Genomic DNA, 25,863 nt, shown 5'->3' with positions numbered 1-25,863 from the left:
GGGTGGTCTCGAGTCAGGCCTCGCCGGCCCTCCTCGACCAGCCGCGGCTGGGTCAGTCGGCCGGACTGAGCAACCAGACGGCGTACTCGTCGTTCGCGGGGTGCAGCTCGTAGCTGCCGGCGCGCAGGTCGACGCGCAGACCCGCGGCCTCGGCGTCGGCGACGAGCTCGTCGGGCGGGTAGTGCCGGGCGGCGGCCGGCCCGCCGCGCAGGTGGAAGCCGGCGAGCACGCGCCCGCCCGGCGCGAGCATCGAGCGCAGGTGCGCCAGCACGCGTCGCTCGGTGCCGTCGGCGAGGAAGACGAGCACGTTCCCGACGCACACGACCAGGTCGAACGTGCCGACCTCGTCGAGGGACAGCTCGAGGACGTCGGCGTGGACGACCTCCACCGCCGGATAGGTACGCCGTGACTGGGCCACGAGGTCGGCGTCCGGCTCGACCGCCAGGACGTCGTGGCCCCGCGCGAGCAGCGCGGCCGCGACCCGGCCCATGCCGGAGCCGACGTCGAGCACCCGGGCGCCGCGGGGGAGGAGCGCGTCGGCCAGCCGGGCCTCGCCGTCCACGTCGGCGCCGGAGGCGACCAGTCGCGCGAAGTTGTCGGCGTACCCGCCCCGCGCCGGGCCGGCCAGCGCCCACCGGGTGGCGGGAGGGGGCGGCTCAGCCATCCCGCTGCTCGTCGCGGGCGAGACGTGCCTTGCGCCGGCGCCGGCAGTACTCCAGGCCGAACAGCCCGAGGCCGAAGCCGGCCAAGCAGGTCCACAGCCACCAGGTGCGGCCCTCGTCGGCGAGCCGGCCGTAGAAGGGGAGCAGCAGGAGGAACCCGAGCAGCCACAGGCCGACGCCGACCTCGACGGTGCGGACGCCGTCGAGGTCGAGCGGCTGCACGTCGGCGACGAGGAAGGTGCGGCCGCCGACCTCGTGCTGGGTCGGCTGGTCGTCGCGGAGCTCCACGCGAGACAAGGTACTCGGGAGGTCTCCGGGTCTGACATGCTGACCGCCCGTGAGCATCGACTCCTACTTCCGCATCAGCGAACGTGGTTCGACCGTCTGGCAGGAGGTCCGCGGCGGTGTCGTGACCTTCCTGACGATGGCGTACATCATCGTCCTCAACCCGCTGATCCTCGGCTTCATCCCCGACTCCGAGGGCAACTTCCTCGCCGGCGGCGTCGGCGACGGATCCAACCTCCCGGCGATCGCGGCCGGCACCGCCCTGGTCGCCGGCGTCCTGTCCATCCTGATGGGCGCGGTGGCGAACTTCCCGCTCGCGCTGGCGGCGGGCCTCGGCCTCAACGCCTTCGTCGGCGTCGCCATCGCGACCCAGTCCACCTGGGCCGACGCGATGGGCCTGGTGGTCCTCGAGGGCATCGTGATCCTCGTGCTGGTCCTGACCGGCTTCCGCACGGCGGTCTTCCATGCCGTCCCGACCCAGCTCAAGGTCGCGATCTCGGTCGGCATCGGTCTGTTCATCGCGCTCATCGGCTTCGTCGACGCCGGCTTCGTCAGCCGCATCCCGGACGCCAACAACAGCACGGTGCCGGTCCAGCTCGGCACCGGCGGCCAGCTCGAGGGCTGGCCGGTCCTCGTCTTCGTGCTCGGCGTGCTGCTGCTCGTCGCCCTGTGGGTACGCCGCGTGAAGGGCGCGATCCTCATCGCGATCGTCGCGGCGACCGTGCTGGCGTTCGTGGTCGACGCGATCCTCGACCTGGGCGGCCGCAGCGCGGACAACCCCGGCGGCTGGGCGCTCACGGTGCCGCAGTTCGACGGCGTGGTCGACGTGCCGGACTTCGGCACGCTCGGTGAGTTCTCGCTGTTCGGCGCGTTCTCCTCGATCGGCTTCGTCGCCGCCGCGCTCCTGGTCTTCTCGCTGCTGCTCGCCGACTTCTTCGACACGATGGGCACGATGACGGCCATCGGCGCCGAGGCCGGCCTCAACGACGCCGAGGGCGTCCCGCCGAACGCCGAGCGGATCCTGGTCGTCGACTCGCTGGCCGCGGCCGCGGGCGGCATGGCCGGCGTCTCGTCGAACACCTCCTACATCGAGTCGGCCTCCGGTGTCGGCGAGGGGGCGCGGACCGGCCTCGCCTCGGTCGTCACCGGCCTGCTGTTCCTGCTGGCGACGTTCTTCACCCCGATCGTGCGGGTGATCCCGTCCGAGGCGGCCGTCCCGGCGCTGGTGCTCGTGGGCTTCCTGATGATGCAGCAGGTCACCGAGATCCGCTGGGCGGACCCGGAGATCGCGATCCCGGCGTTCCTGACGATCGTGCTGATGCCGTTCACCTACTCCATCACCGCGGGCATCGGCGCGGGCTTCCTGGCGTACGTCCTCATCAAGGTGGTCGTCGGCAAGACCCGCGAGATCCACCCGCTGATGGCGGTCGTGGGCCTGCTGTTCGTCATCTACTTCGCCATCGACCCGCTCACCGACTGGCTCACCTGAGCCGTCGGTCTCCCCGTCCCGACCACCCGACGAGGCCCTCCCCAGCAGCACCGGGGAGGGCCTCTCCTCGTCGGAATAGTTAGCAAGGGTAAGTAGTTATGCTCACGACATGCCTACCGTGGAGAAGATTGCCCGCACCGACGCCGGCCTGGCGTCGGAGCTCCGCCTCTCGGTGATGCGGCTGCGACGCCGGCTCGCCGGCGAGCGGCACCCCGACAACGAGCTCTCGATCGCCCACATGGGCGTCCTCGGCTGCCTCCACCGCACCGACGGGCTCACCATCGGCGAGCTCGCCGCCGCGGAGCGGGTGCAGCCGCCGAGCATGACCCGCACGGTCAACGGCCTCGAGGAGCGCGGGTACGTCGCCCGCCGCCCGCACGAGTCCGACGGCCGCCTGGTCGTGGTCGAGCTGTCCGACAAGGGCCGCGCCACCGTCCTCGCCGACCGTCGCCGCCGCGACGAGTGGCTGACCTGCCGCCTGCGCGAGCTCACCCCCGACGAACGCGCGGTCCTGCGCCGGGCCGCCCCGATCCTGGAAAGACTGGCCAACGCTTGAGCCCCACGTTCCGCTCCCTCGCCAACCCCAACTACCGCCTCTACGCCACCGGTGCCGTCGTCTCGAACACCGGCACCTGGATGCAGCGCGTGGCCCAGGACTGGTTGGTGCTGCACCTGGCCGTGAACGGCGGCACCGCCGTCGGCATCACGACCGGTCTGCAGTTCCTGCCCGCCCTGCTCCTCTCGCCCTTCGCCGGCGTCGTGGCCGACCGCTTCCCCAAGCGCACGCTGCTCCAGGTCACCCAGGTGATGATGGCGCTGCCGGCCTTCCTGCTCGGCCTGCTCGCGGTCACCGGCGTCGCGGAGGTCTGGCATGTCTACGTCCTCGCGCTGGTCTTCGGCATCGGCACCGCGATGGACGCGCCGGCGCGCCAGTCGTTCGTCAGCGAGATCGTCACCCCCGACGACCTCACCAACGCCGTCGGCCTCAACTCCGCCTCGTTCAACGCCGCCCGCATCGTCGGGCCGGCGATCGCGGGCGTGCTGATCGGCGCCCTCGGCGGCGGCACCCAGGCGACCGGCTGGGTGATCATGGCCAACGCGATCACCTACCTCGCCCCGATCCTGGCGCTGCGTGGGATGGACCCCTCCCGGCTGCACCCCGCCCCCATGCAGGGACGCTCGCCGGGCATGATCCGGGAAGGCGTGCGGTACGTCGCCGGGCGGCCCGACCTGGTGCTGGTGCTGGTGGTCGTCTTCGTGGTCGGCACCTTCGGCCTGAACTTCCAGATGACCTCGGCGCTCATGGCCACCGACGTCTTCGGCAAGGGCGCGACGGAGTACGGCCTGCTCGGCACCTTCATGGCCGTCGGCTCGCTCACCGGCGCGCTGCTAGCGGCCCGCCGCCCGACGGTCCGGCTGCGGCTGGTGGTCGGCGCGGCCGTGCTCTTCGGGATCGCCGAGGTCGTGGCCGGCCTGCTGCCGTCGTACGTCACCTTCGCGGTGTGGATGCCGGTGCTCGGCCTGTCGGCGCTGACGATGATCACCGCCGCGAACACCCTCATGCAGGTGGCCACCGCGCCGGAGCTGCGCGGCCGGGTGATGGCGCTCTACCTGATGATCTTCATGGGCGGCACCCCGTTGGGCGCCCCGGTCGTCGGCTGGGTGGGCGAGACCTTCGGTGCCCGCTGGACCCTGGTCGGGGGAGGGGCCATCACGCTGCTCGGCGTGGGCCTCGCGATCCTGTGGTACGCCGCGCGTTCCGGAGGCCTCGCGCGCATTTTGACCCCCGTCGGGGTGCCCGGTAGCCTCGGTCCTCGTGTCTGGGACAACCAGGCCGTTGCGCGTGCTCAGAAGTAGTCGGCGGGAACGGACCGCCGCAGGACGGGCACGCAAGCCCTCGCCACCACCTCGGTGGTGGCGTGCGTCAGGCGACACGCCCGACCTCGGGGGCGAGCAGCGCCGGTTGGGAGCACCACCCGGCACACCCGCATCACACCGTGCGCAGCACCGTGCCGCGCACTGAGAGTCGACAAGAAGGGGAACCACCCGGTGCCCACCATTCAGCAGCTGGTCCGCAAGGGCCGCCAGGACAAGGTGTCGAAGAACAAGACGCCTGCCCTGAAGGGCTCGCCGCAGCGCCGAGGCGTCTGCACGCGCGTCTACACCACCACCCCGAAGAAGCCGAACTCCGCCCTCCGCAAGGTCGCCCGCGTGCGCCTGTCGAGCGGCGTCGAGGTCACGGCGTACATCCCGGGCGTGGGCCACAACCTCCAGGAGCACTCGATCGTGCTCGTGCGCGGCGGCCGGGTGAAGGACCTCCCCGGTGTCCGCTACAAGATCATCCGCGGCACGCTCGACACCCAGGGCGTGAAGAACCGCAAGCAGGCCCGCAGCCGTTACGGCGCGAAGAAGGAGAAGAGCTGACATGCCGCGCAAGGGTCCGGCCCCGAAGCGGCCGATCGACGTCGACCCGGTCTACGGGTCGCAGCTGGTCTCCCAGCTCGTCTCCAAGGTGCTGATCGACGGCAAGAAGCAGGTCGCCCAGCGCATCGTCTACTCCGCGCTCGAGGGCTGCCGCGAGAAGACCGGCACCGACCCCGTCGTCACGCTCAAGCGTGCGATGGACAACGTGAAGCCGGCCATCGAGGTCAAGTCCCGCCGCGTCGGCGGCGCGACCTACCAGGTCCCGATCGAGGTCAAGGGCACGCGAGGCACCACGCTCGCGTTGCGCTGGCTCGTCGGCTACGCGCAGGACCGTCGCGAGAAGACGATGTCCGAGCGCCTGATGAACGAGATCCTCGACGCCTCCAACGGCCTCGGTGCCGCGGTGAAGAAGCGCGAGGACACCCACAAGATGGCCGAGTCCAACAAGGCCTTCGCGCACTACCGCTGGTGACCTCGAGCAGGGGCGGCTCGGGCCGCTCCTGCTCCACCCGCGACCACCAAACTTCTCTCAAGGGACGCTGAACCAACGTGGCAGTCGACATCACCACGGACCTCAACAAGGTCCGCAACATCGGCATCATGGCGCACATCGACGCCGGCAAGACCACCACCACCGAGCGCATCCTGTTCTACACCGGTATCACCTACAAGATCGGTGAGGTCCACGACGGTGGGGCCACGATGGACTGGATGGAGCAGGAGCAGGAGCGCGGCATCACGATCACGTCGGCCGCGACGACCTGCTGGTGGAAGGACCACCAGATCAACATCATCGACACCCCGGGCCACGTGGACTTCACCGCCGAGGTCGAGCGCTCGCTGCGCGTCCTCGACGGCGCGGTCGCGGTGTTCGACGGTGTCGCCGGTGTCGAGCCGCAGACGATGACGGTGTGGCGCCAGGCCAACAAGTACTCCGTCCCGCGCATGTGCTTCGTCAACAAGCTCGACCGCACCGGTGCGGACTTCTTCCGCTGCGTCGACATGATGGTCGAGCGCCTCAACTCCACCCCGCTGGTCCTCCAGCTCCCGATCGGTGCCGAGAGCGACTTCCTCGGCGTCGTCGACCTGGTCGGCATGCGTGCCCTGACCTGGCGCGGCGAGACCAAGATGGGCGAGGACTACGAGGTCGAGGAGATCCCCGCGGAGATGGCCGAGCTGGCCGCCGAGTACCGCGAGAAGTTCCTCGAGACGCTCTCGGAGGCCGACGACGCCATCATGGAGAAGTACCTCGAGGGCGAGGACCTCTCCGTCGAGGAGCTCGAGGCCGCGATCCGCCGCGCGACCCTGGCCGACAAGGTCAACCCGGTCCTGTGCGGCACCGCGTTCAAGAACAAGGGCGTCCAGCCCCTGCTCGACGCGGTCGTGAAGTACCTGCCCTCGCCGCTCGACATCGAGGCCATCATCGGCCACTCGCCGAAGGACGAGGCGGTCGAGATCGCCCGGAAGCCCTCCGACGACGAGCCGTTCTCCGGCCTGGCCTACAAGATCGCCTCCGACCCGCACCTGGGCAAGCTGATCTACGTCCGCGTCTACTCGGGCAAGCTCGAGGCCGGCTCGACCGTGGTCAACTCGGTCAACGGCAAGAAGGAGCGGATCGGCAAGGTCTACCAGATGCACGCGAACAAGCGTGAGGAGATCGCGTCGGTCGGCGCCGGCCAGATCGTCGCCGTCATGGGTCTGAAGGACACCAAGACCGGGCACACCCTCTGCGACCCGCAGAACCAGGTCGTGCTCGAGTCGATGACCTTCCCGGCCCCGGTGATCGAGGTCGCGATCGAGCCCAAGACCAAGTCCGACCAGGAGAAGCTGGGTCTCGCGATCCAGCGCCTCTCCGACGAGGACCCCACCTTCACGGTCAAGACCGACGAGGAGACCGGCCAGACGATCATCGCCGGGATGGGCGAGCTCCACCTGGAGATCCTTGTCGACCGGATGAAGCGCGAGTTCCGCGTCGAGGCGACCGTCGGCAAGCCGCAGGTGGCCTACCGCGAGACCCTCCGCAAGGAGGTCACGAACCACAGCTACACGCACAAGAAGCAGACCGGTGGTTCGGGACAGTTCGCGAAGGTCGTCGTCTCCCTCGGCCCGAACATCGACCCCGAGACCGGTACCGGTGCGGGCTACGAGTTCGTCAACAACGTGTCCGGTGGACGCGTGCCGAAGGAGTACATCCCCTCGGTCGACCAGGGTGGCCAGGAGGGCATGGAGTTCGGTGTCCTCGCCGGCTTCCCGATGGTCGACGTGAAGTTCACGCTCGAGGACGGCGCCTACCACGACGTCGACTCCTCCGAGCTGGCCTTCAAGATCGCCGGCAACCAGGCCTTCAAGGAGGCCGCCCGCATGGCGAAGCCGGTCCTGCTCGAGCCGATGTTCGCCGTGGAGGTGACCACGCCGGAGAGCTTCCTCGGCACGGTCATCGGCGACATCAACAGCCGACGGGGCCAGATCCGAGCGCAGGAGGAGCGTCACGGCGACATCGTCGTCAACGCCCTCGTGCCGCTCTCCGAGATGTTCGGGTACGTTGGCGACCTGAGGTCCAAGACCTCCGGTCAGGCGTCGTACTCGATGGAGTTCGACTCGTACGCCGAGGTTCCCACGAACATCGCCGACGAGATCATCAAGAAGGTCCGCGGCGAGTGATCCTCGCCGGTCTCCGCTGAACGATCCCGTTCGGGGGACCGGACCCTCGGCACCACCCAGCTAGTACGAGTCAGGTAACAACCACACCAGGAGGAGCCCCAGTGGCTAAGGCGAAGTTCGAGCGGACCAAGCCGCACGTCAACATCGGCACGATCGGTCACATCGACCACGGCAAGACCACGCTGACCGCGGCGATCACCAAGGTCCTGCACGACAAGCACCCGGACCTGAACGCCGCCTCGGCGTTCGAGGACATCGACAAGGCTCCCGAGGAGCGTCAGCGCGGCATCACAATCTCGATCGCGCACGTCGAGTACCAGACCGAGGCGCGCCACTACGCGCACGTCGACTGCCCGGGTCACGCTGACTACATCAAGAACATGATCACCGGCGCGGCCCAGATGGACGGCGCGATCCTCGTGGTCGCCGCCACCGACGGCCCGATGCCGCAGACCCGCGAGCACGTGCTGCTCGCGCGCCAGGTCGGTGTCCCCGCCCTGGTGGTCGCGCTCAACAAGTGCGACATGGTCGACGACGAGGAGCTCATCGAGCTCGTCGAGATGGAGGTGCGCGAGCTCCTCAGCGAGTACGAGTTCCCGGGCGACGACATCCCGGTCGTGCGCGTTGCTGCCTTCCCGGCGCTCCAGGGCGACGCGAAGTGGGGCGACTCGATCGCCGAGCTCATGCAGGCGGTCGACGACTACATCCCGACCCCCGAGCGGGAGACCGACAAGCCGTTCCTCATGCCCGTCGAGGACGTCTTCACGATCACCGGTCGTGGCACCGTCATCACCGGTCGCATCGAGCGTGGCATCGTCAAGGTCGGCGAGGACGTCGAGATCGTCGGCATCCGGGAGGGCTCGCAGAAGAGCACCGTCACCGGTGTCGAGATGTTCCGCAAGCTCCTCGACGAGGGCCAGGCCGGTGAGAACGTCGGTCTGCTCCTCCGTGGCACCAAGCGCGAGGACGTCGAGCGCGGCATGGTCGTCATCAAGCCGGGCACCACGACCCCGCACACCAACTTCGAGGCCTCGGTCTACATCCTCTCGAAGGAGGAGGGCGGCCGCCACACGCCGTTCTTCAACAACTACCGCCCGCAGTTCTACTTCCGCACCACGGACGTGACCGGCGTCGTGACCCTCCCCGAGGGCACGGAGATGGTCATGCCGGGTGACAACACCGAGATGGCCGTGGAGCTCATCCAGCCCATCGCGATGGACGAGGGCCTGCGGTTCGCGATCCGTGAGGGTGGCCGCACCGTCGGCGCCGGCCGGGTCACCAAGATCACCAAGTGATCCCCGCGGTCGCTGACCGCACCTGATCGACCAGATCGGCCCCGGACCCCTGTGGTCCGGGGCCGATCTGCTTTTCCCGCAGCACGACCGATCAGCACCGAGCAGCAGCACCCGTTTCGGAAGGAACCATGGAGCGTCCCGTCACCCCCGCCCGACCGCACCACAAGCTGACCGAGGACGGTCGGCGGGTGCGGGAGGTGCTCAGCTACTCCCGCCGCGGCAGCCGGTTCACCCCGCGGCAGGCGGAGGCGTGGGCGGCCCACCAGGAGCGGTGGGTGATCCCGGACGAGGCGGTCGACCGGCCCGGGTTCTCCCTGGAGCAGTGGTTCGGGCGCCGCGCCCCCCTGGTCGTCGAGATCGGGTCCGGCGTCGGCGAGGCGACCGCCCCGCTCGCCGCCGCCCGCCCGGCGCACGACGTGCTGGCCTTCGAGGTCTGGCGGCCCGGCGTCGCCGACACGCTGTGGAAGCTGGCGGAGGCCGGTGCCGACAACGTCCGCCTCTGCGGCGTCGACGCGGTGTGGTCGATGGAGCACCTGCTGGGGGAGGGGGACGTCGAGGAGCTGTGGACGTTCTTCCCCGACCCGTGGCGCAAGACGCGGCACCACAAGCGCCGGCTGGTCTCCCCGGAGTTCGCCCGGCTCGCCGCGAGCCGGCTGCGGCCCGGTGCGGTGTGGCGCCTGGCCACCGACTGGGCCGACTACGCCGAGCAGATGCTCGAGGTGCTCGACGCCGAGCCGCTGCTCGAGGGCGGGGTCGTCGAGCGCTGGTCGGAGCGACCGGTCACCCGGTTCGAGCGCAAGGGCGTCGAGGCCGGCCGCACGATCACCGACCTGTGCTACCGACGCCGCTGAGCGGCGTGTCGTCCGCAGTGGCCGGCGGCGGGCGAGATAGGGCGCCAGGAATTTGGTCCGGCCCCTGTTCTCTGCCAAGATGGTCCGGTTGCTCCGGCGGGTCGCCGGGGTGCGGCACATCTTGACTTCTGAATCGCGTCTCCTCACCCCCGGTCCGCCGGGCTTGGAACGAGTTCGGGCGTCGGCTGTGCGCCGCACCGGACCAGGAGACCCGATCAGCCCGACGAACCGTCGGGTGCCAGCACCAAGAACCCAGCAGGATCCCGGTCCTGTGTCACGTCCAGAGGTCGCGACACGCCCGACCGCGGGGGCCGGGGGACGGGGTGGTGGGGCCAGGGCGGGACCGACCCAAACCGGGGGACGTCCCGGGACATGCACGCGGCAGATGAGAAGTAAGGACGAGAGAGACCTATGGCGGGACAGAAGATCCGCATCAGGCTCAAGGCCTATGACCACGAGGTGATCGACACCTCGGCGCGGAAGATCGTGGACACGGTGACCCGCACGGGCGCCCGCGTGGCCGGCCCGGTGCCGCTGCCGACGGAGAAGAACGTCTTCGTCGTCATCCGCTCGCCGCACAAGTACAAGGACTCCCGCGAGCACTTCGAGATGCGCACCCACAAGCGCCTCATCGACATCATCGACCCCACGCCGAAGACCGTCGACTCGCTCATGCGCCTCGACCTCCCGGCCGGCGTCGACATCGAGATCAAGCTCTGAGGTCTGACGAGATGACTATCGAACGCAACGTGAAGGGCCTGCTGGGCACCAAGCTCGGCATGACCCAGGTCTGGGACGAGAACAACCGCATCGTCCCCGTGACCGTGGTCGCCGCGACCACCAACGTCGTCACCCAGGTCCGCACGCCCGAGACCGACGGCTACAACGCCGTCCAGGTCGGGTTCGGCGAGATCGAGGGCCGCAAGGTCACCAAGCCGCAGGCCGGGCACTTCGCCAAGGCCGGCACGACGCCCCGCCGCCACCTGCTGGAGATCCGCACGGCCGACGCCACGTCGTACACCGTGGGCCAGGAGCTCTCCGTCGACACCTTCGCCGCCGGCGACGAGGTCGACGTGACGGGCACCAGCAAGGGCAAGGGCTTCGCCGGAACGATGAAGCGGCACGGGTTCTCCGGTGTCTCCGCCTCGCACGGTGCCCACCGCAACCACCGCAAGCCGGGCTCGATCGGCGCCTGCGCCACGCCGGGCCACGTCTTCAAGGGCACGCGGATGTCGGGCCGGATGGGCAACGACACCGTCACGACCCAGGGCATGACCGTCCACGCGGTCGACGCCGAGAAGGGCCTGATCCTGCTCAAGGGCGCCGTCCCCGGCCCGAAGGGCGGCCTCGTGGTCGTCCGCTCGGCTGCCAAGAGCACCGTTTCTACTGGCAAGGAGGCGTGAGCATGCCCGCCAAGACCGTGAAGGTCGACCTTCCTGCCGAGATCTTCGACGTTGCCGTCAACGTCCCGCTGATCCACCAGGTCGTCGTCGCCCAGCAGGCCGCTGCCCGTCAGGGCACGCACGCCACCAAGACCCGCGGCGAGGTCCGCGGTGGTGGCCGCAAGCCCTACAAGCAGAAGGGCACCGGCCGCGCCCGCCAGGGCTCGACCCGTGCGCCGCAGTTCGCCGGCGGTGGCACCGTCCACGGCCCGCAGCCGCGCAGCTACGACCAGCGCACCCCCAAGAAGATGAAGGCCGCCGCGCTCCGCGGTGCCCTCTCCGACCGGGCGCGCAACGGCCGCATCCACGTGGTCGACGGCCTGGTCGAGGGCACCACGCCCTCCACCAAGGCCGCCATCGCCGCGCTGACCGGCCTCGCTGACCGGACCCGCTTCCTCGTGGTGCTCGAGCGCACCGACACCGTCACCTGGCTGTCGCTGCGCAACGCCCCCGAGGTGCACATCGTCGCCGTCGACCAGCTCAACACCTACGACGTGCTGGCCTCCGACGACGTGGTCTTCACCCAGGGCGCGTACGACGCGTTCGTCACCGGTGCCGCCCGCGCCTCCGAGCGCAAGGCGACCATCGTCGAGGCCCCGGCCGTCGACGCGCAGAACGAGGAGGCCTCCCAGTGAGCACCCTGCACAAGGACCACCGCGACGTGCTGCTCGCGCCGGTCGTCTCGGAGAAGAGCTACGGGCTCCTCGACGCGAACAAGTACACGTTCCTGGTGCGCCCGGACGCCAACAAGACCGAGATCAAGATCGCGGTCGAGAAGATCTTCGGCGTCAAGGTCACCTCCGTGAACACGATCAACCGCCCCGGCAAGACGCGCCGCACCCGCACGGGCACCGGCAAGCGCAAGGACACCAAGCGCGCGATCGTCAGCCTCGCCGAGGGCCACCGCATCGACATCTTCGGAGGTCCGGTCTCCTGACCGGGCACCCAGGACTAGAGGACTGAGCTAAATGGCTATCCGCAAGTACAAGCCGACCACCCCGGGCCGTCGTGGCTCGTCGGTCGCCGACTTCGTCGAGATCACCCGGACCACGCCGGAGAAGTCGCTGACGCGGCCGCTGCCCAAGAAGGGCGGCCGCAACAACCAGGGCCGGATCACCACCCGGCACCAGGGCGGCGGGCACAAGCGTGCCTACCGGATCATCGACTTCCGTCGCTACGACAAGGACGGCGTGCCGGCCAAGGTCGCGCACATCGAGTACGACCCGAACCGCACCGCGCGCATCGCGCTGCTGCACTACGCCGACGGCGAGAAGCGCTACATCATCGCGCCGAAGGGCCTGACGCAGGGCACCGCGGTCGAGTCCGGCCCGAACGCCGACATCAAGCCCGGCAACAACCTGCCGCTGCGCAACATCCCGGTCGGTTCGACCATCCACTGCGTGGAGCTGCGGCCCGGCGGCGGCGCGAAGATCGCCCGCTCCGCCGGCAACAGCGCCCAGCTGGTCGCCCGTGAGGGCAGCCGCGCCACGCTGCGCATGCCCTCGGGCGAGATGCGCTTCGTCGACGTGCGCTGCCGCGCCACGGTCGGCGAGGTCGGCAACGCCGAGCAGTCGAACATCAACTGGGGCAAGGCCGGCCGCATGCGCTGGAAGGGCAAGCGCCCGACCGTCCGCGGTGTCGTGATGAACCCGGTCGACCACCCGCACGGTGGTGGCGAGGGCAAGACCTCGGGTGGTCGTCACCCGGTGTCCCCCTGGGGCAAGCCCGAGGGCCGCACGCGCAAGCGCAAGGCCTCCGACTCCCAGATCATTCGTCGCCGCAAGTCCGGCAAGGGTAGGAAGTAACTGACATGCCTCGCAGCCTGAAGAAGGGCCCCTTCGTCGACGACCACCTGATGAAGAAGGTGGACGCCGAGAACGACAAGGGCACCCACAACGTCATCAAGACCTGGTCGCGCCGTTCGATGATCGTCCCGGCGATGATCGGCCACACGATCGCCGTCCACGACGGCCGCAAGCACGTGCCGGTCTTCGTGACCGACTCGATGGTCGGCCACAAGCTCGGCGAGTTCGCCCCCACCCGCACCTACCGCGGGCACGTCAAGGAAGACCGGAAGGGACGCCGTCGATGAGTGTCACCGAACGTCAGCGCACGAGCGCGCGCCGCGAGTCGCTCCTCGGCGACCAGCCCGGCGCCTTCGCGAGCGCCCGCTTCACGCGGATCACGCCGATGAAGGCCCGCCGCGTCGTGGACATGGTCCGCGGCATGGCCGTCGACGACGCCCTCGCCCTGCTCCAGTTCGCCCCGCAGGCGGCGTCCGAGACCGTCTACAAGGTCCTCGAGAGCGCCATCGCGAACGCCGAGACCACCGAGGGCCTCGACCGGGCCGACCTGGTCGTCTCGGTCGCCCTGGTCGACGAGGGTCCGACGATGAAGCGGTGGCGCCCCCGCGCCCAGGGTCGTGCGACGCGCATCAACAAGCGCACGAGCCACATCACGCTGGTCGTCCAGCCGGCTGCCGTGGTCGCGGAGAAGAAGACCGCCCGGAAGAACGGAAAGAGTGCCTGATGGGCCAGAAGATCAACCCGAACGGCTTCCGCCTCGGCATCTCCACCGACCACAAGTCGCGGTGGTACGCCGACAAGCTGTACAAGTCCTACGTCGGCGAGGACGTCGCGATCCGCAAGCTGCTCTCCAAGGGCATGGAGCGGGCAGGCATCTCCAAGGTCGAGATCGAGCGCACGCGTGACCGCGTCCGGGTGGACATCCACACCGCGCGTCCCGGCATCGTCATCGGCCGCCGCGGCGCCGAGGCCGACCGCATCCGCGGCGAGCTCGAGAAGCTGACCGGCAAGCAGGTGCAGCTCAACATCCTCGAGGTCAAGAGCCCCGAGGTCGACGCGCAGCTGGTCGCCCAGGGCGTCGCCGAGCAGCTCTCCGGCCGTGTGCAGTTCCGCCGCGCGATGCGCAAGGCGATGCAGACGACCATGCGCTCGGGTGCCAAGGGCATCCGGATCCAGTGCTCGGGCCGCCTCAACGGCGCCGAGATGTCGCGCACGGAGTTCTACCGCGAGGGTCGCGTCCCGCTGCACACCCTGCGTGCGGACATCGACTACGGCTTCTACGAGGCGCGCACGACCTTCGGCCGCATCGGCGTGAAGGTCTGGATCTACAAGGGCGAGGTCGCCGGCACCCGTGCCGAGCGCCAGGCCCAGGCCGCTGCCCGCGCCGGTGTCCCCGGCCGCGGTGGCCGTCCGACCCGTGGCGGCGAGCGCCCGAGCCGTGGCTCGCGCGGTGACCGTCCCACCCGTTCCGACCGTGGCGGCGACGCCCCGGCCGTGACCGAGGCGCCGGCCGGCGGCGACACCGCCCAGGCCACGACCCCGGCCGAGACCCAGGAGGGCTGACCTCATGCTGATGCCCCGTCGTGTCAAGCACCGCAAGCAGCACCACCCCAAGCGGACCGGTATGGCCAAGGGTGGCACCACGCTCGCGTTCGGTGAGTACGGCATCCAGGCGATCGAGGGTCACTACGTGACCAACCGCCAGATCGAGTCGGCGCGTATCGCGATGACGCGCCACATCAAGCGTGGCGGCAAGGTGTGGATCAACATCTACCCCGACCGCCCGCTGACCAAGAAGCCGGCCGAGACCCGCATGGGTTCCGGCAAGGGCTCCCCCGAGTGGTGGGTGGCGAACGTCAAGCCCGGCCGCGTCATGTTCGAACTCTCCGGTGTCACCGAGGACGTCGCCCGCGAGGCCATGCGCCGCGCGATGCACAAGCTCCCGATGAAGTGCCGGTTCATCTCGCGAGAGGCGGGTGAATTCTGATGGCCAACAGCACCAAGGCCCACGAGCTCGACGAGCTCAACGACGTCGACCTCGAGGCGAAGCTGCGCGAGGCCAAGGAGGAGCTGTTCAACCTCCGTTTCCAGGCGGCCACCGGCCAGCTGGAGAGCCACGGCCGGCTCCGCTCGGTCAAGAAGGACATCGCCCGGATCTACACGGTGGTGCGCGAGCGCGAGCTCGGCATCCGCACGGCGCCCGGGACCGACAACGAGGATGGTGCCGCATGAGCGAGCAGACCCCGACCGTGGAGCGCAGCTCCCGCAAGGTCCGCGAGGGCCTGGTCGTCAGCGACAAGATGGACAAGACCGTGGTCGTGTCCGTCGAGGACCGCGTCAAGCACGCGCTGTACGGCAAGGTCATGCGCCGCACGAGCAAGCTCAAGGCGCACGACGAGGCCAACGAGTGCGGCATCGGTGACCGCGTGCTCCTCATGGAGACCCGGCCGCTGTCCGCGACCAAGCGCTGGCGCGTCGTCCAGATCCTCGAGAAGGCCAAGTAACACCCTCACCGCCCACCGGCGGGAGGTCCACGACAAGTTCGGCCAGGCTCGTCGACCGTGAGTCGTCGAGAACCGGCACGACAACCAGGAGAGACTGATGATCCAGCAGGAGTCGCGACTCAAGGTCGCCGACAACACCGGTGCGAAGGAAATCCTCTGCATCCGTGTTCTCGGTGGCTCGGGTCGGCGCTACGCCGGTATCGGCGACGTCATCGTCGCCACCGTGAAGGACGCGATCCCCGGTGGCAACGTCAAGAAGGGTGACGTCGTCAAGGCCGTCGTCGTGCGCACCGTCAAGGAGCGCCGCCGTGCCGACGGCTCGTACATCCGCTTCGACGAGAACGCCGCCGTGATCCTCAAGAACGACGGCGAGCCGCGAGGCACCCGAATCTTCGGCCCCGTGGGCCGCGAGCTGCGCGAGAAGAAGTTCATGAAGATCATCTCGCTCGCGCCGGAGGTGCTCTGAGCCATGGCGAAGAACATGAACATCAAGAAGGGCGACACCGTCAAGGTGATCGCCGGCAAGGACAAGGGTGCCGAGGGCAAGGTCATCCAGGTGCTCCGTGAGGAGGACCGGGTGATCGTCGAGGGCGTCAACCGGATGAAGCGGCACACCAAGGCCGTCAACACCGGTGGCACCAACAGCACCGGCGGGATCATCACCGCCGAGGCCCCCATCCACGTCTCCAACGTGATGCTCGTCGAGGGCGACGGCGTGACCCGCGTCGGCTTCCGCCGCGACGAGGTCACCAAGCGCCGCCCCGACGGCTCGACGTACGAGGCCGAGCGCAGCGTCCGCATCTCGCGCAAGACCGGCAAGGAAATCTGATGACCGAGACCCAGACCTCCGCCGCCGCGACCCCGCGGCTGAAGACGCGGTACCGCGAGGAGATCCTCCCGGCGCTGCAGAGCGAGTTCGAGATCGGCAACGTCATGCAGGTCCCCGGTCTCGTGAAGATCGTGGTCAACATGGGTGTCGGCGAGGCTGCGCGCGACTCCAAGCTGATCGAGGGCGCCGTCCGCGACCTCACCGCGATCACCGGCCAGAAGCCGCTGGTGACCAAGGCCCGCAAGTCCATCGCCCAGTTCAAGCTGCGCGAGGGCATGCCGATCGGTGCGCACACCACGCTGCGCGGCGACCGGATGTGGGAGTTCCTGGACCGCCTGCTGTCGATCGCGCTGCCGCGCATCCGCGACTTCCGCGGCCTCTCGCCCAAGCAGTTCGACGGCCGTGGCAACTACACCTTCGGTCTGACCGAGCAGGTCATGTTCCACGAGATCGACCAGGACCGGATCGACCGGTCGCGGGGCATGGACATCACGATCGTGACCACGGCCACCAACGACGACCAGGGTCGGGCGCTGCTCAAGCAGCTCGGCTTCCCGTTCAAGGAGAACTGACATGGCGAAGACCGCTCTCAAGGTCAAGGCCGCCCGCAAGCCGAAGTTCGCGGTCCGCGGCTACACCCGCTGCCAGCGCTGCGGCCGGCCCAAGGCCGTCTACCGCAAGTTCGGCCTGTGCCGGATCTGCCTGCGTGAGATGGCGCACCGCGGCGAGCTGCCCGGCGTGACCAAGTCCTCCTGGTAATCAACCCCCGACAACGATCGCTGCAGGTCGCACCTGAGATGCAGGTGCGAAACCACGGTGGAGAAAGGGCCTCACGGCCATGACGATGACTGACCCGATCGCAGACATGCTCACTCGTCTGCGCAACGCCAACCAGGCGTACCACGACGCGGTTTCCATGCCGTACAGCAAGCTCAAGCAGGGCGTCGCGGAGATCCTCCAGCAGGAGGGTTACATCACCTCCTTCGAGGTGAAGGAGCCGACCGAGGGCGAGGTCGGCAAGACGCTGACCATCACCCTCAAGTACGGCCGCAACCGCGAGCGCTCCATCGCGGGCGTCCGCCGCATCAGCAAGCCCGGCCTCCGGGTCTACGCCAAGCACACGGGGCTCCCGAAGGTGCTGGGCGGCCTGGGCGTCGCGATCATCTCGACGAGCCAGGGCCTGCTGACCGACCGCCAGGCCAACCAGAAGGGCGTGGGTGGGGAAGTCCTCGCCTACGTCTGGTGACGACGAGATCAGCGAAGGAGAACTAGAAGCATGTCGCGTATTGGCAAGCTCCCCGTCGCGGTCCCGTCCGGCGTCGACGTGGCGATCGACGGCCCGGTGGTGACGGTCAAGGGCCCCAAGGGCACCCTGTCCCACACCATCGCCGCGCCGATCACCGTCGAGCAGGGCGAGGGCGTCCTCGACGTCAAGCGCCCCGACGACGAGCGCATCAGCAAGTCCCTGCACGGCCTGACCCGCACCCTGGTCAACAACATGGTCGTCGGTGTCACCGAGGGCTACGAGAAGAAGCTCGAGATCGTGGGCGTCGGCTACCGCGTCCTGTCCAAGGGCCCCACGCAGCTGGAGTTCCAGCTCGGCTACTCGCACTCGATCGTGTTCGACGCCCCCGAGGGCATCACGTTCACGGTCGAGGGTCCGACCAAGCTCGGTGTCCAGGGCATCGACAAGCAGCTCGTCGGCGAGACCGCCGCGAAGATCCGCAAGCTGCGCAAGCCCGAGCCCTACAAGGGCAAGGGCGTCCGTTACGCCGGCGAGCAGATCCGCCGCAAGGTCGGAAAGGCTGGTAAGTGACCATGGCCATCTCGCTCAAGAACAACAAGCACACCGCTGCCCGGGTCAAGTCGCGCCTGCGTCGCCAGGTCCGCGGCCGGAAGAAGGTCGCCGGCTCCGCCGAGCGTCCCCGCCTGGTCGTCACCCGTTCGAGCAAGCACATCACCGTGCAGGTCGTCGACGACAACGTCGGCAAGACCCTCGCGTACGCCTCCACCATGGAGTCGGACCTGCGAGGCTTCGACGGTGACAAGACCGCCAAGGCCAAGCGCGTCGGCGAGCTCGTCGCCGAGCGGGCCAAGGCGGCCGGGATCGACGGGGTCGTCTTCGACCGCGCCGGCAACAAGTACCACGGTCGCGTCGCGGCCCTGGCGGACGGCGCCCGCGCGGGCGGCCTGACCTTCTGATCGCAAACACACGGGGGGCGCCCCCGTGGACCCCCGAAGTGCAAGGAAAGAGGAAAGTCTCATGAGCGGAGCCCAGCGCAGTCAGCGCGGTGGCGAGCGCCGAGGCAACCGCGACGACCGTCGCGGCGGCCAGGCTGCTGACAAGACCGCCTACATCGAGCGCGTCGTTGCGATCAACCGTGTCGCCAAGGTCGTGAAGGGTGGTCGTCGCTTCAGCTTCACCGCCCTGGTCATCGTCGGTGACGGCGAGGGCATGGTCGGTGTCGGCTACGGGAAGGCCAAGGAGGTGCCCGCGGCGATCGCCAAGGGTGTCGAGGAGGCGAAGAAGCACTTCTTCCGCGTCCCCCGCATCCAGGGCACGATCCCTCACCCCGTCCAGGGCGAGAAGGCGGCCGGCGTCGTCATGCTGCGTCCGGCCTCGCCTGGTACCGGCGTCATCGCCGGTGGCCCGGTGCGTGCGGTCCTCGAGGCCGCCGGCATCCACGACATCCTGAGCAAGTCGCTCGGGTCGTCGAACCAGATCAACATCGTCCACGCGACGGTCGCGGCCCTGAAGATGCTCGAGCAGCCCGAGGCTGTCGCCGCCCGCCGTGGCCTGCCGGTTGAGGACGTCGCCCCGGCGGCGCTCCTCAAGGCGCGCACGGAGATCCCCGCGGGTGTCTCCGAGGAGGTGTCCTCCTGATGGCGCAGCTGAAGGTCCAGCAGAAGAAGTCCACGATCGGCTGCAAGGCCAACCAGCGCGAGACCCTGCGCACGCTCGGTCTCAAGCGGATCGGCGACGTGGTCGTCAAGGAGGACCGCCCGGAGATCCGCGGCATGGTCCACACCGTCCGTCACCTGGTGACGGTCGAGGAGGTCGACTGACATGACGCTCAAGCTGCACCACCTGCGCCCCGCCCCGGGTGCCAAGACCGCCAAGACCCGTGTGGGTCGCGGTGAGGGCTCCAAGGGCAAGACCGCGGGCCGCGGTACCAAGGGCACCAAGGCTCGCTACCAGGTCCCCTCGGCCTTCGAGGGTGGCCAGATGCCGCTGCACATGCGGCTGCCGAAGCTCAAGGGCTTCAAGAACCCCTTCAAGGTGGAGTTCCAGGTCGTCAACCTCGACCGGCTCGGCGAGCTGTTCCCCGAGGGTGGCACCGTCACCGTCGCGGACCTGATCGCCCGTGGCGCCGTCCGCGACGGCCACCCGGTCAAGGTCCTCGGCCAGGGCGACATCTCGGTCAAGGTCGACGTGAGCGCGAACGCGTTCTCGGCCTCGGCCAAGCAGAAGATCGAGGCTGCAGGCGGCACCACCACCGTCCTGTGATCGTTGTCCCGGGAGGGGCGCGGCGCGGTTGCTGAGTCCAGCATGCGCACCGCGCCCCTCTCGCGCATCACCAGCTCCACCCACGTCCCGAGCACCCCGGCCGGGACCGTGTCGGCGTCACCTGCCTGTTAGGCTTCCGGGGCTCGCCGGCCGTCGAGAGGCGGCTCCAGCAGGGAAAAGAGGAACTTCGTGCTCAGCGCGTTCGTGAACGCATTCCGGACTCCGGACCTGCGGCGCAAGCTGCTCTTCGTCCTGATGATCGTGGCGATCTTCAGGCTCGGGTCGCAGATCCCCGCCCCGGGTGTCAACGTCGCCAACGTCCAGAGCTGCATCGCGCAGGTCGAGGACAACAGCGTCTACAACCTGATCAACCTGTTCTCGGGCGGGGCGCTCCTCCAGCTGACGGTCTTCGCGCTGGGGATCATGCCCTACATCACCGCCAGCATCATCCTGCAGCTGCTCGTCGTGGTCATCCCACGGCTCGAAGCGCTGAAGAAGGAGGGCCAGGCGGGCCAGACCAAGATCACGCAGTACACCCGGTACCTGACGCTGGGCCTCGCGGTCCTCCAGGCCACCGGCATCGTCGCCCTCGCCCGCTCGGGCAACCTGCTCCAGGGCTGCACCGAGCCGCTGCTGCACAGCAACGGCACCGGCACGTTCCTGGTCCTCGTCGTCACCATGACCGCGGGCACCGCGGTGATCATGTGGCTCGGCGAGCTGATCACCGAGCGCGGCGTCGGCAACGGCATGTCGATCCTCATCTTCACCCAGGTCGTCGCGACCTTCCCGGCGTCCATGTGGGACGTCCAGAAGCAGCAGGGCTGGTGGATGTTCGGCGTCGTCATGGTCGTCGGTCTCGTGATCGTCGCCGCGGTCATCTTCATCGAGCAGGCGCAGCGCCGGATCCCGGTGCAGTACGCCCGCCGGATGGTGGGCCGCAAGATGTTCGGCGGCAGCTCGACCTACATCCCGCTGAAGGTCAACCAGGCCGGCATCATCCCGGTCATCTTCGCCTCGTCGCTGCTCTACCTGCCGGCGATGGCGGTGCAGTTCAACCAGAACGCCGACTCCGCGGTCATCCGGTGGATCAACAAGTACTTCGTCACCGGCGACAACCCGCTCTACATGGCGACGTTCTTCCTGCTCATCGTCTTCTTCACCTACTTCTACGTGTCGATCACCTTCAACCCCAACGAGGTGGCCGACAACATGAAGAAGTACGGCGGCTTCATCCCCGGGATCCGGGCGGGCAAGCCGACCGAGGACTACCTGTCCTACGTCCTGTCCCGCATCACGTTCCCCGGGGCGATCTACCTCGGCCTCGTGGCACTGATCCCGCTGATCGCACTGGTGCTCATCAACGCCAACCAGAACTTCCCGTTCGGTGGCACGTCGATCCTCATCATGGTCGGTGTCGCCCTGGACACGGTGAAGCAGATCGAGAGCCAGCTGCAGCAGCGCAACTACGAAGGGTTCCTCCGTTGAGGCTGATCCTGATGGGCCCCCCGGGCGCCGGCAAGGGCACCCAGGCGAAGTTCGTCGCCGAGCACTTCGGCGTCCCGGCGATCTCGACCGGTGACATCTTCCGCGCGAACGTCTCCGAGGGCACCGAGCTCGGCATCGAGGCGAAGCGGTACATGGACGCGGGGGAGTACGTCCCCGACGAGGTCACCAACAAGATGGTGCGCAACCGCATCGACGAGGACGACGCCAAGCCGGGGTTCCTGCTCGACGGCTACCCGCGGACGCTCGCCCAGGTCGAGGAGCTCGACGGGATGATCGCCTTCACCGGCCACTCCCTCGACGCGGTCGTGTGCCTGACCGTCGACGCCGACGAGATCGTGCAGCGCCTGCTGCAGCGCGCCCAGGTCGAGGGCCGCGCCGACGACACCGAGGACGTGATCCGCCGGCGCCAGGAGATCTACGCCGAGCAGACCGAGCCGCTGATCGAGGTCTACCGCGAGCGAGGGATCCTGATCTCGGTCGACGGCATGGGCCCGGTCGACGAGGTCACCTCCCGGATCTTCGCCGCGCTCGACGACGTCCAGCAGTCCTGAACGCGACTGATCGATTGCTGGGGACCGGCTGAGAGGGCTGCGCTGATGGGACTGCGCGACCGGGGCGTCGAGATCAAGTCGCCCGAGCAGATCGCGGCGATGCGACGCGCCGGGCTGGTCGTGGGGGAGACCCTCGAGCTGCTGCGCGGGCACGTCCGGGCGGGCGTGAGCACCCGCGAGCTGGACGCCGTCGCCGAGGACAACATCCGCTCCTCGGGCGCCACGCCGTCCTTCCTCGGCTACCACGGGTTCCGCGGCTCGATCTGCGCGTCGGTCAACGACGAGGTGGTCCACGGCATCCCGGGTGACCGGGTGCTCGCCGAGGGTGACGTGGTCTCCATCGACTGCGGCGCCATCGTCGATGGCTGGCACGGCGACGCGGCGATCACGGTCGCCGTCGGCCCGGTGCCCGACGAGGTCACCGCGCTGATGCGCGTCACCGAGGAGGCGATGTGGCGGGGGATCGCCGCCGCCCGCCTCGGTGGTCGCGTCACCGACATCTCCGCCGCCGTCGAGCGGCACGTCCGCTCGCAGGGTTCCTACGGGATCCTCGAGGACTACACCGGTCACGGGATCGGCTCGGCGATGCACCAGCCCCCGGACGTCCCGAACTACGGGCGGGCCGGCCGCGGGCCCAAGCTGGTGCGCGGTCTCGCCCTGGCGGTCGAGCCGATGGTCACCCTCGGCGGCAAGGACGTCTCCACGCTGGAGGACGACTGGACCGTCGTGACCGACGACGGCAGCTGGGCGGCGCACTTCGAGCACACGTTCACGCTGACCGAGGACGGCGCCTGGGTGCTGACCGCCCTCGACGGCGGCGAAGCCGCCCTGACGGCGCTCGGCGTCCCCTTCGGCGGCCGCTGACCTGCCTCCCGCAGGGTCGCCGGCGGCGCTGGTGGGTAACGGGTGCCCGGACCCGTGCGAAGATGTGCGGGCAGGGGGGAGTATTCCTTCGCCGCGGTCTCGTCAGCACGTCCGGTGATCAGAACCGGTCCGGGGTCGTGGGTCGCGTCGGCGGCGGGAGAGACCTCTGACGCTCCGTCATCCGCCTGACCTGGAGGAACCCTGTGGAAGTCTCCGCCCTCGAATGGGGCATCACGATCGGCATCACCGTCGGAGTCCTGCTCTTCGACGTCTTCCTGATCGCCCGCCGGCCCCACGTGCCGTCGATGCGCGAGTGCACGATCGCCTTCGTCATCTACATGGCCGCGGCCGGCGTCTTCGGCATCTGGACGTGGGCCTTCCACGGCCAGGAGTACGGCGTCGACTTCTTCACCGGCTTCATCGTCGAGAAGAGCCTGTCGGTCGACAATCTGTTCGTCTTCATCGTGCTGATGTCGGCGCTCGCGGTGCCGAGGAAGTACCAGCAGGAAGCCCTGATGGTGGGCATCATCCTGGCGCTGATCTTCCGCGGCATCTTCATCGCGCTGGGCTACGCGCTCATCGAGAACTTCAGCTGGGTCTTCTACGTCTTCGGCGCGTTCCTCATCTACACCGCCGTCAACCTGCTGCGGTCCTACCGCAAGCACGAGGAGCAGCACCCGGAGGACTCGAAGGTCGTCGAGTTCTCCCGCAAGCACCTCAACGTCGGTGACAAGTGGCTCGGCCTGAAGCTGTTCTACAAGGACAAGGGCGTCCGGTACGCCTCCCCGATGCTGATCGTCATCATCGCGCTCGGCGCCACCGACCTGCTCTTCGCGCTCGACTCCATCCCGGCGATCTTCGGCATCACCCAGGAGCCGTACCTCGTCTTCACCGCGAACGTCTTCGCGCTGATGGGGCTGCGCCAGCTGTACTTCCTCATCGGCGGCCTGCTCCAGCGCCTGGTCTACCTCTCGCTGGGCCTGTCGTTCATCCTGGCCTGGATCGGCGCCAAGCTGATCATCCATGCGCTCTACAAGGGCGGCGTCATCGACTGGGAGGTCCCGACGCTGCTCAGCCTCGCGGTGATCCTGGTCGCGCTCACCGTCACCGCGGTCGCGAGCCTGGCGAAGACCAAGTCCGACGAGCGGACCGAGGTCACGGCGACGGACTCCACGCCGCCGGCACCCCAGCCCAAGGACTGACCGGCCCGGAATAGGGCGGGGCTGCGGCGGCGTTCCTCCGGGGATGACCGACCACAGCCCCGCCTTGTCCGTGCTCGACCTGGTCCCGGTCCGCGGGGACCAGACGACGACCGACGCGCTGCGGTCGTCGACCGCGCTGGCGCGGACCGCCGACCGGCTCGGCTACCGCCGGTACTGGGTCGCCGAGCACCACAACATGGCCGCCGTCGCGGCGACCAACCCGCCGGTCCTCATCGGCATGCTGGCCGCGGCGACCGAGCGGATCCGCGTCGGGTCGGGCGGCGTGATGCTCCCGAACCACGCACCGCTGGTGGTCGCCGAGCAGTTCGCGCTGCTCGAGGCGGCGTTCCCCGGCCGCATCGACCTCGGCATCGGGCGCGCGCCGGGCACCGACCCGGTGACCAGCTGGGCGCTGCGCCACGGCGCCGGCGGGGTGAGCGACGAGGCGGTCGCCCGCTTCCCGGAGTACGTCGAGAACGTGCTGGCGATGATGGACACCGCCGGCGTCGGGATCTCGGTGCAGGGACGCACCCACGCGCTGAAGGCGACGCCGGCCGCGACGTCCGTGCCGACCACCTGGCTGCTCGGGTCCTCCGACTACTCCGCCCGCCTGGCGGCGGAGAAGGGCATGCCCTACGTCTTCGCCCACCACTTCTCCGGGCAGGGGACCGCCGAGGCGCTCGAGCTCTACCGCAGCACCTTCCGGCCGTCCGCAGACCTCGGCCCGGAGATGGCGGGGCCACGGACGTTCCTGACCGTCAACGCGGTCGTGGCCGACGACGCCGAGGAGGCGCGCCGGCTCGCGCTGCCGCAGCTGCAGATGATGCTCGAGCTGCGCACGGGGCAGCCGCTCGGTCCCGGCCGGCTGGTCGAGGAGGCCGAGAAGGTGCAGGCCGAGATGCCGGCCGCGCATCAGGAGCTGGTCGACAAGATGGCCGCCAAGTGGATCATCGGCGGGCCCGAGGAGTCCCGGGCCCGGCTGGCGGAGCTCGCGGCGACGTACGGCGTCGACGAGGTCATGGTGGCACCGGTGGCGGCGGCGTACGCCGGCACCGACCCGGCCACGAGCCCGGCGCGCGAGCGGACCCTCGAGCTGCTCGCCGACCGACCCGCCTCCTGACCGCACCTCCTGACCGCCCTCCCTGACCGCGCCCCGCGCGGCACGCCGGGGGACCGCGCGGCACCGGGCACGGATTCGTGTTATGGGAGCGGGTGCGCCTAGACTGCAACGTCGGCCCAACGTGGGTCTGCTTCGTGGCGCCTCGCGGCTGCCCGAGCGCACACGGCGTCCCGCTCCTCGGAGCGCTCGTCCGTGCGTCCGGGATGAGGACCACAGGCGGCTGCACGAGGTCCACCGGCCCGCTGGCGACAGCGAGCCGGAGGTTCCCGGGCCACCCGCAGGCGGTCCGCGCCGCCGGCGGTGCACGACACGGTGGACGACCGACCGAGACAACAGATTGTGGAGGACATGCCGAAGAAAGAAGGCGTGATCGAGATCGAGGGCACCGTCGTGGAAGCCCTGCCCAACGCCATGTTCCGCGTCGAGCTGAGCAACGGCCACAAGGTTCTCGCCCACATCAGCGGCAAGATGCGACAGCACTACATCCGGATCCTCCCCGAGGACCGCGTGGTGGTGGAGCTCTCGCCGTACGACCTCACGCGGGGTCGCATCGTCTACCGCTACAAGTGAGCAGCCGACCCACCAGAAGGGCCTGAACCGTGAAGGTCAACCCCAGCGTCAAGAAGATCTGCGACAAGTGCCAGGTGATCCGTCGCCACGGCCGCGTCATGGTCATCTGCGAGAACCCTCGCCACAAGCAGCGCCAGGGCTGAGCACCGCTCCTCCCCGCTGCTGCCGGCCGCCCGAAGGCCGCGCACAACTGAACACCACAACGTGATCGCTCACCTGCCGCAAGGCAGGTCAACCACCTCCGGTGCAGAGGCCGGAGCCTGGTCCACCGACCAGGGCGCGACACGACCGACAC

Annotated in this window: 38 protein-coding genes; 36 read left to right on the top strand and 2 right to left on the bottom strand. The window is 69.1% G+C overall.

The genetic code is table 11. From position 1 onward, the window contains the following. Positions 1–52: 52 nt before the first annotated feature. Both H7344_RS12955 and H7344_RS12950 read right to left on the bottom strand, forming a co-directional pair. The gene (locus H7344_RS12955; RefSeq protein ID WP_186346423.1) at positions 53–664 is read right to left on the bottom strand and encodes a class I SAM-dependent methyltransferase; all 612 of its coding nucleotides are present in this window, start codon (positions 662–664) and stop codon (positions 53–55) included. After that, complete coding sequence (locus H7344_RS12950) at positions 657–950, bottom strand: DUF2530 domain-containing protein (protein ID WP_229707108.1); 294 nt, start codon at positions 948–950, stop codon at positions 657–659. The genes H7344_RS12955 and H7344_RS12950 overlap by 8 nt, the downstream gene beginning before the upstream one ends. 49 nt (positions 951–999) lie before the next feature. On the opposite strand from H7344_RS12950, the gene H7344_RS12945 reads away from it, so the two are divergent. From H7344_RS12945 to rpmJ, 36 genes are all read left to right on the top strand, one after another. Then, positions 1,000–2,436: an NCS2 family permease gene (locus H7344_RS12945; protein WP_229707107.1), complete on the top strand. Its 1,437-nt coding sequence runs from the start codon at positions 1,000–1,002 to the stop codon at positions 2,434–2,436. A gap of 109 nt (positions 2,437–2,545) precedes the next feature. Beyond that, positions 2,546–2,992, top strand: coding sequence for a MarR family winged helix-turn-helix transcriptional regulator (locus H7344_RS12940; RefSeq protein WP_186346421.1), 447 nt, complete (start codon positions 2,546–2,548; stop codon positions 2,990–2,992). After that, positions 2,989–4,293: an MFS transporter gene (locus tag H7344_RS12935; RefSeq protein WP_229707106.1), complete on the top strand. Its 1,305-nt coding sequence runs from the start codon at positions 2,989–2,991 to the stop codon at positions 4,291–4,293. Before H7344_RS12940 ends, H7344_RS12935 begins: the two co-directional genes overlap by 4 nt. A 192-nt stretch (positions 4,294–4,485) precedes the next feature. Then, positions 4,486–4,860: a 30S ribosomal protein S12 gene (rpsL, locus tag H7344_RS12930; RefSeq protein WP_011757353.1), complete on the top strand. Its 375-nt coding sequence runs from the start codon at positions 4,486–4,488 to the stop codon at positions 4,858–4,860. 1 nt (position 4,861) lies between these two features. Further along, entirely contained in the window at positions 4,862–5,332 is a 471-nt protein-coding gene (gene rpsG, locus H7344_RS12925) for a 30S ribosomal protein S7 (RefSeq protein WP_186346420.1), read from the top strand. A gap of 77 nt (positions 5,333–5,409) precedes the next feature. After that, on the top strand, positions 5,410–7,521 hold the full coding sequence (fusA, locus tag H7344_RS12920; protein ID WP_186346419.1) for an elongation factor G: 2,112 nt from the start codon (positions 5,410–5,412) through the stop codon (positions 7,519–7,521). A 101-nt stretch (positions 7,522–7,622) separates the two neighbouring features. Beyond that, on the top strand, positions 7,623–8,816 hold the full coding sequence (gene tuf, locus H7344_RS12915; protein WP_166196789.1) for an elongation factor Tu: 1,194 nt from the start codon (positions 7,623–7,625) through the stop codon (positions 8,814–8,816). Positions 8,817–8,944: 128 nt separating this feature from the next. Next, positions 8,945–9,667 (top strand): tRNA (guanosine(46)-N7)-methyltransferase TrmB, encoded by a 723-nt coding sequence (gene trmB, locus H7344_RS12910; protein ID WP_186346418.1) that lies wholly within the window; start codon positions 8,945–8,947, stop codon positions 9,665–9,667. A gap of 411 nt (positions 9,668–10,078) precedes the next feature. Beyond that, positions 10,079–10,387: a 30S ribosomal protein S10 gene (gene rpsJ, locus H7344_RS12905; protein WP_154615492.1), complete on the top strand. Its 309-nt coding sequence runs from the start codon at positions 10,079–10,081 to the stop codon at positions 10,385–10,387. Positions 10,388–10,398: 11 nt separating this feature from the next. Next, complete coding sequence (gene rplC / locus H7344_RS12900) at positions 10,399–11,070, top strand: 50S ribosomal protein L3 (protein WP_166195688.1); 672 nt, start codon at positions 10,399–10,401, stop codon at positions 11,068–11,070. Positions 11,071–11,072: 2 nt separating this feature from the next. Then, positions 11,073–11,744 carry a 50S ribosomal protein L4, sunset domain variant gene (rplD, locus tag H7344_RS12895; RefSeq protein WP_166195686.1) on the top strand — a complete coding sequence of 224 codons (672 nt, stop codon included), beginning with the start codon at positions 11,073–11,075 and terminating at the stop codon, positions 11,742–11,744. Beyond that, positions 11,741–12,046, top strand: a complete 306-nt coding sequence (gene rplW / locus H7344_RS12890; RefSeq protein ID WP_166195684.1) for a 50S ribosomal protein L23 — start codon at positions 11,741–11,743, stop codon at positions 12,044–12,046. The genes rplD and rplW overlap by 4 nt, the downstream gene beginning before the upstream one ends. Before the next feature lie 31 nt (positions 12,047–12,077). Further along, a complete protein-coding gene (rplB, locus tag H7344_RS12885) occupies positions 12,078–12,914 on the top strand; it encodes a 50S ribosomal protein L2 (protein ID WP_166195682.1) in 837 nt (278 codons plus the stop codon). A gap of 5 nt (positions 12,915–12,919) precedes the next feature. Next, positions 12,920–13,201, top strand: a complete 282-nt coding sequence (gene rpsS / locus H7344_RS12880; RefSeq protein ID WP_154615500.1) for a 30S ribosomal protein S19 — start codon at positions 12,920–12,922, stop codon at positions 13,199–13,201. Continuing rightward, positions 13,198–13,638 (top strand): 50S ribosomal protein L22, encoded by a 441-nt coding sequence (gene rplV / locus H7344_RS12875; RefSeq protein ID WP_166195680.1) that lies wholly within the window; start codon positions 13,198–13,200, stop codon positions 13,636–13,638. The genes rpsS and rplV overlap by 4 nt, the downstream gene beginning before the upstream one ends. Beyond that, positions 13,638–14,477 carry a 30S ribosomal protein S3 gene (gene rpsC / locus H7344_RS12870; protein ID WP_166195678.1) on the top strand — a complete coding sequence of 280 codons (840 nt, stop codon included), beginning with the start codon at positions 13,638–13,640 and terminating at the stop codon, positions 14,475–14,477. The genes rplV and rpsC overlap by 1 nt, the downstream gene beginning before the upstream one ends. A 4-nt stretch (positions 14,478–14,481) precedes the next feature. Continuing rightward, positions 14,482–14,901: a 50S ribosomal protein L16 gene (gene rplP / locus H7344_RS12865; protein ID WP_186346417.1), complete on the top strand. Its 420-nt coding sequence runs from the start codon at positions 14,482–14,484 to the stop codon at positions 14,899–14,901. Continuing rightward, complete coding sequence (rpmC, locus tag H7344_RS12860; protein ID WP_186346416.1) at positions 14,901–15,146, top strand: 50S ribosomal protein L29; 246 nt, start codon at positions 14,901–14,903, stop codon at positions 15,144–15,146. Before rplP ends, rpmC begins: the two co-directional genes overlap by 1 nt. Continuing rightward, complete coding sequence (gene rpsQ / locus H7344_RS12855) at positions 15,143–15,418, top strand: 30S ribosomal protein S17 (protein WP_186346415.1); 276 nt, start codon at positions 15,143–15,145, stop codon at positions 15,416–15,418. Before rpmC ends, rpsQ begins: the two co-directional genes overlap by 4 nt. A gap of 97 nt (positions 15,419–15,515) precedes the next feature. Further along, complete coding sequence (gene rplN, locus H7344_RS12850; protein ID WP_116570784.1) at positions 15,516–15,884, top strand: 50S ribosomal protein L14; 369 nt, start codon at positions 15,516–15,518, stop codon at positions 15,882–15,884. Positions 15,885–15,887: 3 nt separating this feature from the next. Beyond that, the gene (gene rplX / locus H7344_RS12845) at positions 15,888–16,247 is read left to right on the top strand and encodes a 50S ribosomal protein L24 (protein WP_222130592.1); all 360 of its coding nucleotides are present in this window, start codon (positions 15,888–15,890) and stop codon (positions 16,245–16,247) included. Beyond that, positions 16,247–16,819: a 50S ribosomal protein L5 gene (rplE, locus tag H7344_RS12840; RefSeq protein WP_166195672.1), complete on the top strand. Its 573-nt coding sequence runs from the start codon at positions 16,247–16,249 to the stop codon at positions 16,817–16,819. The genes rplX and rplE overlap by 1 nt, the downstream gene beginning before the upstream one ends. Before the next feature lies 1 nt (position 16,820). After that, a complete protein-coding gene (locus tag H7344_RS12835) occupies positions 16,821–17,006 on the top strand; it encodes a type Z 30S ribosomal protein S14 (RefSeq protein ID WP_011757321.1) in 186 nt (61 codons plus the stop codon). 79 nt (positions 17,007–17,085) lie between these two features. Next, positions 17,086–17,493: a 30S ribosomal protein S8 gene (gene rpsH / locus H7344_RS12830; RefSeq protein WP_166195670.1), complete on the top strand. Its 408-nt coding sequence runs from the start codon at positions 17,086–17,088 to the stop codon at positions 17,491–17,493. 30 nt (positions 17,494–17,523) lie between these two features. After that, positions 17,524–18,063 (top strand): 50S ribosomal protein L6, encoded by a 540-nt coding sequence (gene rplF, locus H7344_RS12825; protein ID WP_186346414.1) that lies wholly within the window; start codon positions 17,524–17,526, stop codon positions 18,061–18,063. A gap of 2 nt (positions 18,064–18,065) precedes the next feature. Further along, entirely contained in the window at positions 18,066–18,449 is a 384-nt protein-coding gene (rplR, locus tag H7344_RS12820; protein WP_186346413.1) for a 50S ribosomal protein L18, read from the top strand. A gap of 61 nt (positions 18,450–18,510) precedes the next feature. After that, complete coding sequence (gene rpsE, locus H7344_RS12815) at positions 18,511–19,131, top strand: 30S ribosomal protein S5 (RefSeq protein ID WP_186346412.1); 621 nt, start codon at positions 18,511–18,513, stop codon at positions 19,129–19,131. Then, positions 19,131–19,313, top strand: a complete 183-nt coding sequence (gene rpmD, locus H7344_RS12810; protein WP_165228353.1) for a 50S ribosomal protein L30 — start codon at positions 19,131–19,133, stop codon at positions 19,311–19,313. The genes rpsE and rpmD overlap by 1 nt, the downstream gene beginning before the upstream one ends. A 1-nt stretch (position 19,314) precedes the next feature. Then, complete coding sequence (rplO, locus tag H7344_RS12805) at positions 19,315–19,755, top strand: 50S ribosomal protein L15 (RefSeq protein ID WP_186346411.1); 441 nt, start codon at positions 19,315–19,317, stop codon at positions 19,753–19,755. Between the two features lie 189 nt (positions 19,756–19,944). Next, positions 19,945–21,240, top strand: a complete 1,296-nt coding sequence (gene secY, locus H7344_RS12800; protein ID WP_186346410.1) for a preprotein translocase subunit SecY — start codon at positions 19,945–19,947, stop codon at positions 21,238–21,240. Then, positions 21,237–21,812, top strand: coding sequence for an adenylate kinase (locus H7344_RS12795; protein WP_186346409.1), 576 nt, complete (start codon positions 21,237–21,239; stop codon positions 21,810–21,812). The genes secY and H7344_RS12795 overlap by 4 nt, the downstream gene beginning before the upstream one ends. Before the next feature lie 42 nt (positions 21,813–21,854). Beyond that, complete coding sequence (gene map / locus H7344_RS12790) at positions 21,855–22,676, top strand: type I methionyl aminopeptidase (RefSeq protein WP_222130631.1); 822 nt, start codon at positions 21,855–21,857, stop codon at positions 22,674–22,676. A 203-nt stretch (positions 22,677–22,879) separates the two neighbouring features. Beyond that, complete coding sequence (locus H7344_RS12785; protein WP_186346407.1) at positions 22,880–23,878, top strand: TerC family protein; 999 nt, start codon at positions 22,880–22,882, stop codon at positions 23,876–23,878. 43 nt (positions 23,879–23,921) lie between these two features. Next, the gene (locus tag H7344_RS12780; RefSeq protein WP_186346406.1) at positions 23,922–24,998 is read left to right on the top strand and encodes an LLM class flavin-dependent oxidoreductase; all 1,077 of its coding nucleotides are present in this window, start codon (positions 23,922–23,924) and stop codon (positions 24,996–24,998) included. Positions 24,999–25,346: 348 nt separating this feature from the next. Then, entirely contained in the window at positions 25,347–25,568 is a 222-nt protein-coding gene (infA, locus tag H7344_RS12775) for a translation initiation factor IF-1 (protein ID WP_011757309.1), read from the top strand. A gap of 29 nt (positions 25,569–25,597) precedes the next feature. Continuing rightward, entirely contained in the window at positions 25,598–25,711 is a 114-nt protein-coding gene (gene rpmJ, locus H7344_RS12770; RefSeq protein WP_056862094.1) for a 50S ribosomal protein L36, read from the top strand. Positions 25,712–25,863 lie beyond the last annotated feature (152 nt).

The organism is Nocardioides deserti, from assembly GCF_014266025.1.
Taxonomy (GTDB): Bacteria; Actinomycetota; Actinomycetes; order Propionibacteriales; family Nocardioidaceae; genus Nocardioides; species Nocardioides deserti.
The sequence above is the reverse complement of the archived record's forward strand: the minus strand, read 5'-3'. Positions and strand labels throughout refer to the sequence as shown.

Bases quoted from the DNA above. Each gene is read 5' to 3' on its own strand.
- H7344_RS12955 (WP_186346423.1), bottom strand. From the start codon at position 664: ATGGCTGAGCCGCCCCCTCCCGCCACCCGGTGGGCGCTGGCCGGCCCG.
- H7344_RS12940 (WP_186346421.1), top strand. From the start codon at position 2,546: ATGCCTACCGTGGAGAAGATTGCCCGCACCGACGCCGGCCTGGCGTCG.
- rpsG (WP_186346420.1), top strand. From the start codon at position 4,862: ATGCCGCGCAAGGGTCCGGCCCCGAAGCGGCCGATCGACGTCGACCCG.
- trmB (WP_186346418.1), top strand. From the start codon at position 8,945: ATGGAGCGTCCCGTCACCCCCGCCCGACCGCACCACAAGCTGACCGAG.
- rpsJ (WP_154615492.1), top strand. From the start codon at position 10,079: ATGGCGGGACAGAAGATCCGCATCAGGCTCAAGGCCTATGACCACGAG.
- rplC (WP_166195688.1), top strand. From the start codon at position 10,399: ATGACTATCGAACGCAACGTGAAGGGCCTGCTGGGCACCAAGCTCGGC.
- rplD (WP_166195686.1), top strand. From the start codon at position 11,073: ATGCCCGCCAAGACCGTGAAGGTCGACCTTCCTGCCGAGATCTTCGAC.
- rplB (WP_166195682.1), top strand. From the start codon at position 12,078: ATGGCTATCCGCAAGTACAAGCCGACCACCCCGGGCCGTCGTGGCTCG.
- rpsS (WP_154615500.1), top strand. From the start codon at position 12,920: ATGCCTCGCAGCCTGAAGAAGGGCCCCTTCGTCGACGACCACCTGATG.
- rplV (WP_166195680.1), top strand. From the start codon at position 13,198: ATGAGTGTCACCGAACGTCAGCGCACGAGCGCGCGCCGCGAGTCGCTC.
- rpsC (WP_166195678.1), top strand. From the start codon at position 13,638: ATGGGCCAGAAGATCAACCCGAACGGCTTCCGCCTCGGCATCTCCACC.
- rplP (WP_186346417.1), top strand. From the start codon at position 14,482: ATGCTGATGCCCCGTCGTGTCAAGCACCGCAAGCAGCACCACCCCAAG.
- rpmC (WP_186346416.1), top strand. From the start codon at position 14,901: ATGGCCAACAGCACCAAGGCCCACGAGCTCGACGAGCTCAACGACGTC.
- rpsQ (WP_186346415.1), top strand. From the start codon at position 15,143: ATGAGCGAGCAGACCCCGACCGTGGAGCGCAGCTCCCGCAAGGTCCGC.
- rplN (WP_116570784.1), top strand. From the start codon at position 15,516: ATGATCCAGCAGGAGTCGCGACTCAAGGTCGCCGACAACACCGGTGCG.
- rplX (WP_222130592.1), top strand. From the start codon at position 15,888: ATGGCGAAGAACATGAACATCAAGAAGGGCGACACCGTCAAGGTGATC.
- rplE (WP_166195672.1), top strand. From the start codon at position 16,247: ATGACCGAGACCCAGACCTCCGCCGCCGCGACCCCGCGGCTGAAGACG.
- H7344_RS12835 (WP_011757321.1), top strand. From the start codon at position 16,821: ATGGCGAAGACCGCTCTCAAGGTCAAGGCCGCCCGCAAGCCGAAGTTC.
- rpsH (WP_166195670.1), top strand. From the start codon at position 17,086: ATGACGATGACTGACCCGATCGCAGACATGCTCACTCGTCTGCGCAAC.
- rplF (WP_186346414.1), top strand. From the start codon at position 17,524: ATGTCGCGTATTGGCAAGCTCCCCGTCGCGGTCCCGTCCGGCGTCGAC.
- rplR (WP_186346413.1), top strand. From the start codon at position 18,066: ATGGCCATCTCGCTCAAGAACAACAAGCACACCGCTGCCCGGGTCAAG.
- rpsE (WP_186346412.1), top strand. From the start codon at position 18,511: ATGAGCGGAGCCCAGCGCAGTCAGCGCGGTGGCGAGCGCCGAGGCAAC.
- rpmD (WP_165228353.1), top strand. From the start codon at position 19,131: ATGGCGCAGCTGAAGGTCCAGCAGAAGAAGTCCACGATCGGCTGCAAG.
- rplO (WP_186346411.1), top strand. From the start codon at position 19,315: ATGACGCTCAAGCTGCACCACCTGCGCCCCGCCCCGGGTGCCAAGACC.
- H7344_RS12780 (WP_186346406.1), top strand. From the start codon at position 23,922: ATGACCGACCACAGCCCCGCCTTGTCCGTGCTCGACCTGGTCCCGGTC.
- infA (WP_011757309.1), top strand. From the start codon at position 25,347: ATGCCGAAGAAAGAAGGCGTGATCGAGATCGAGGGCACCGTCGTGGAA.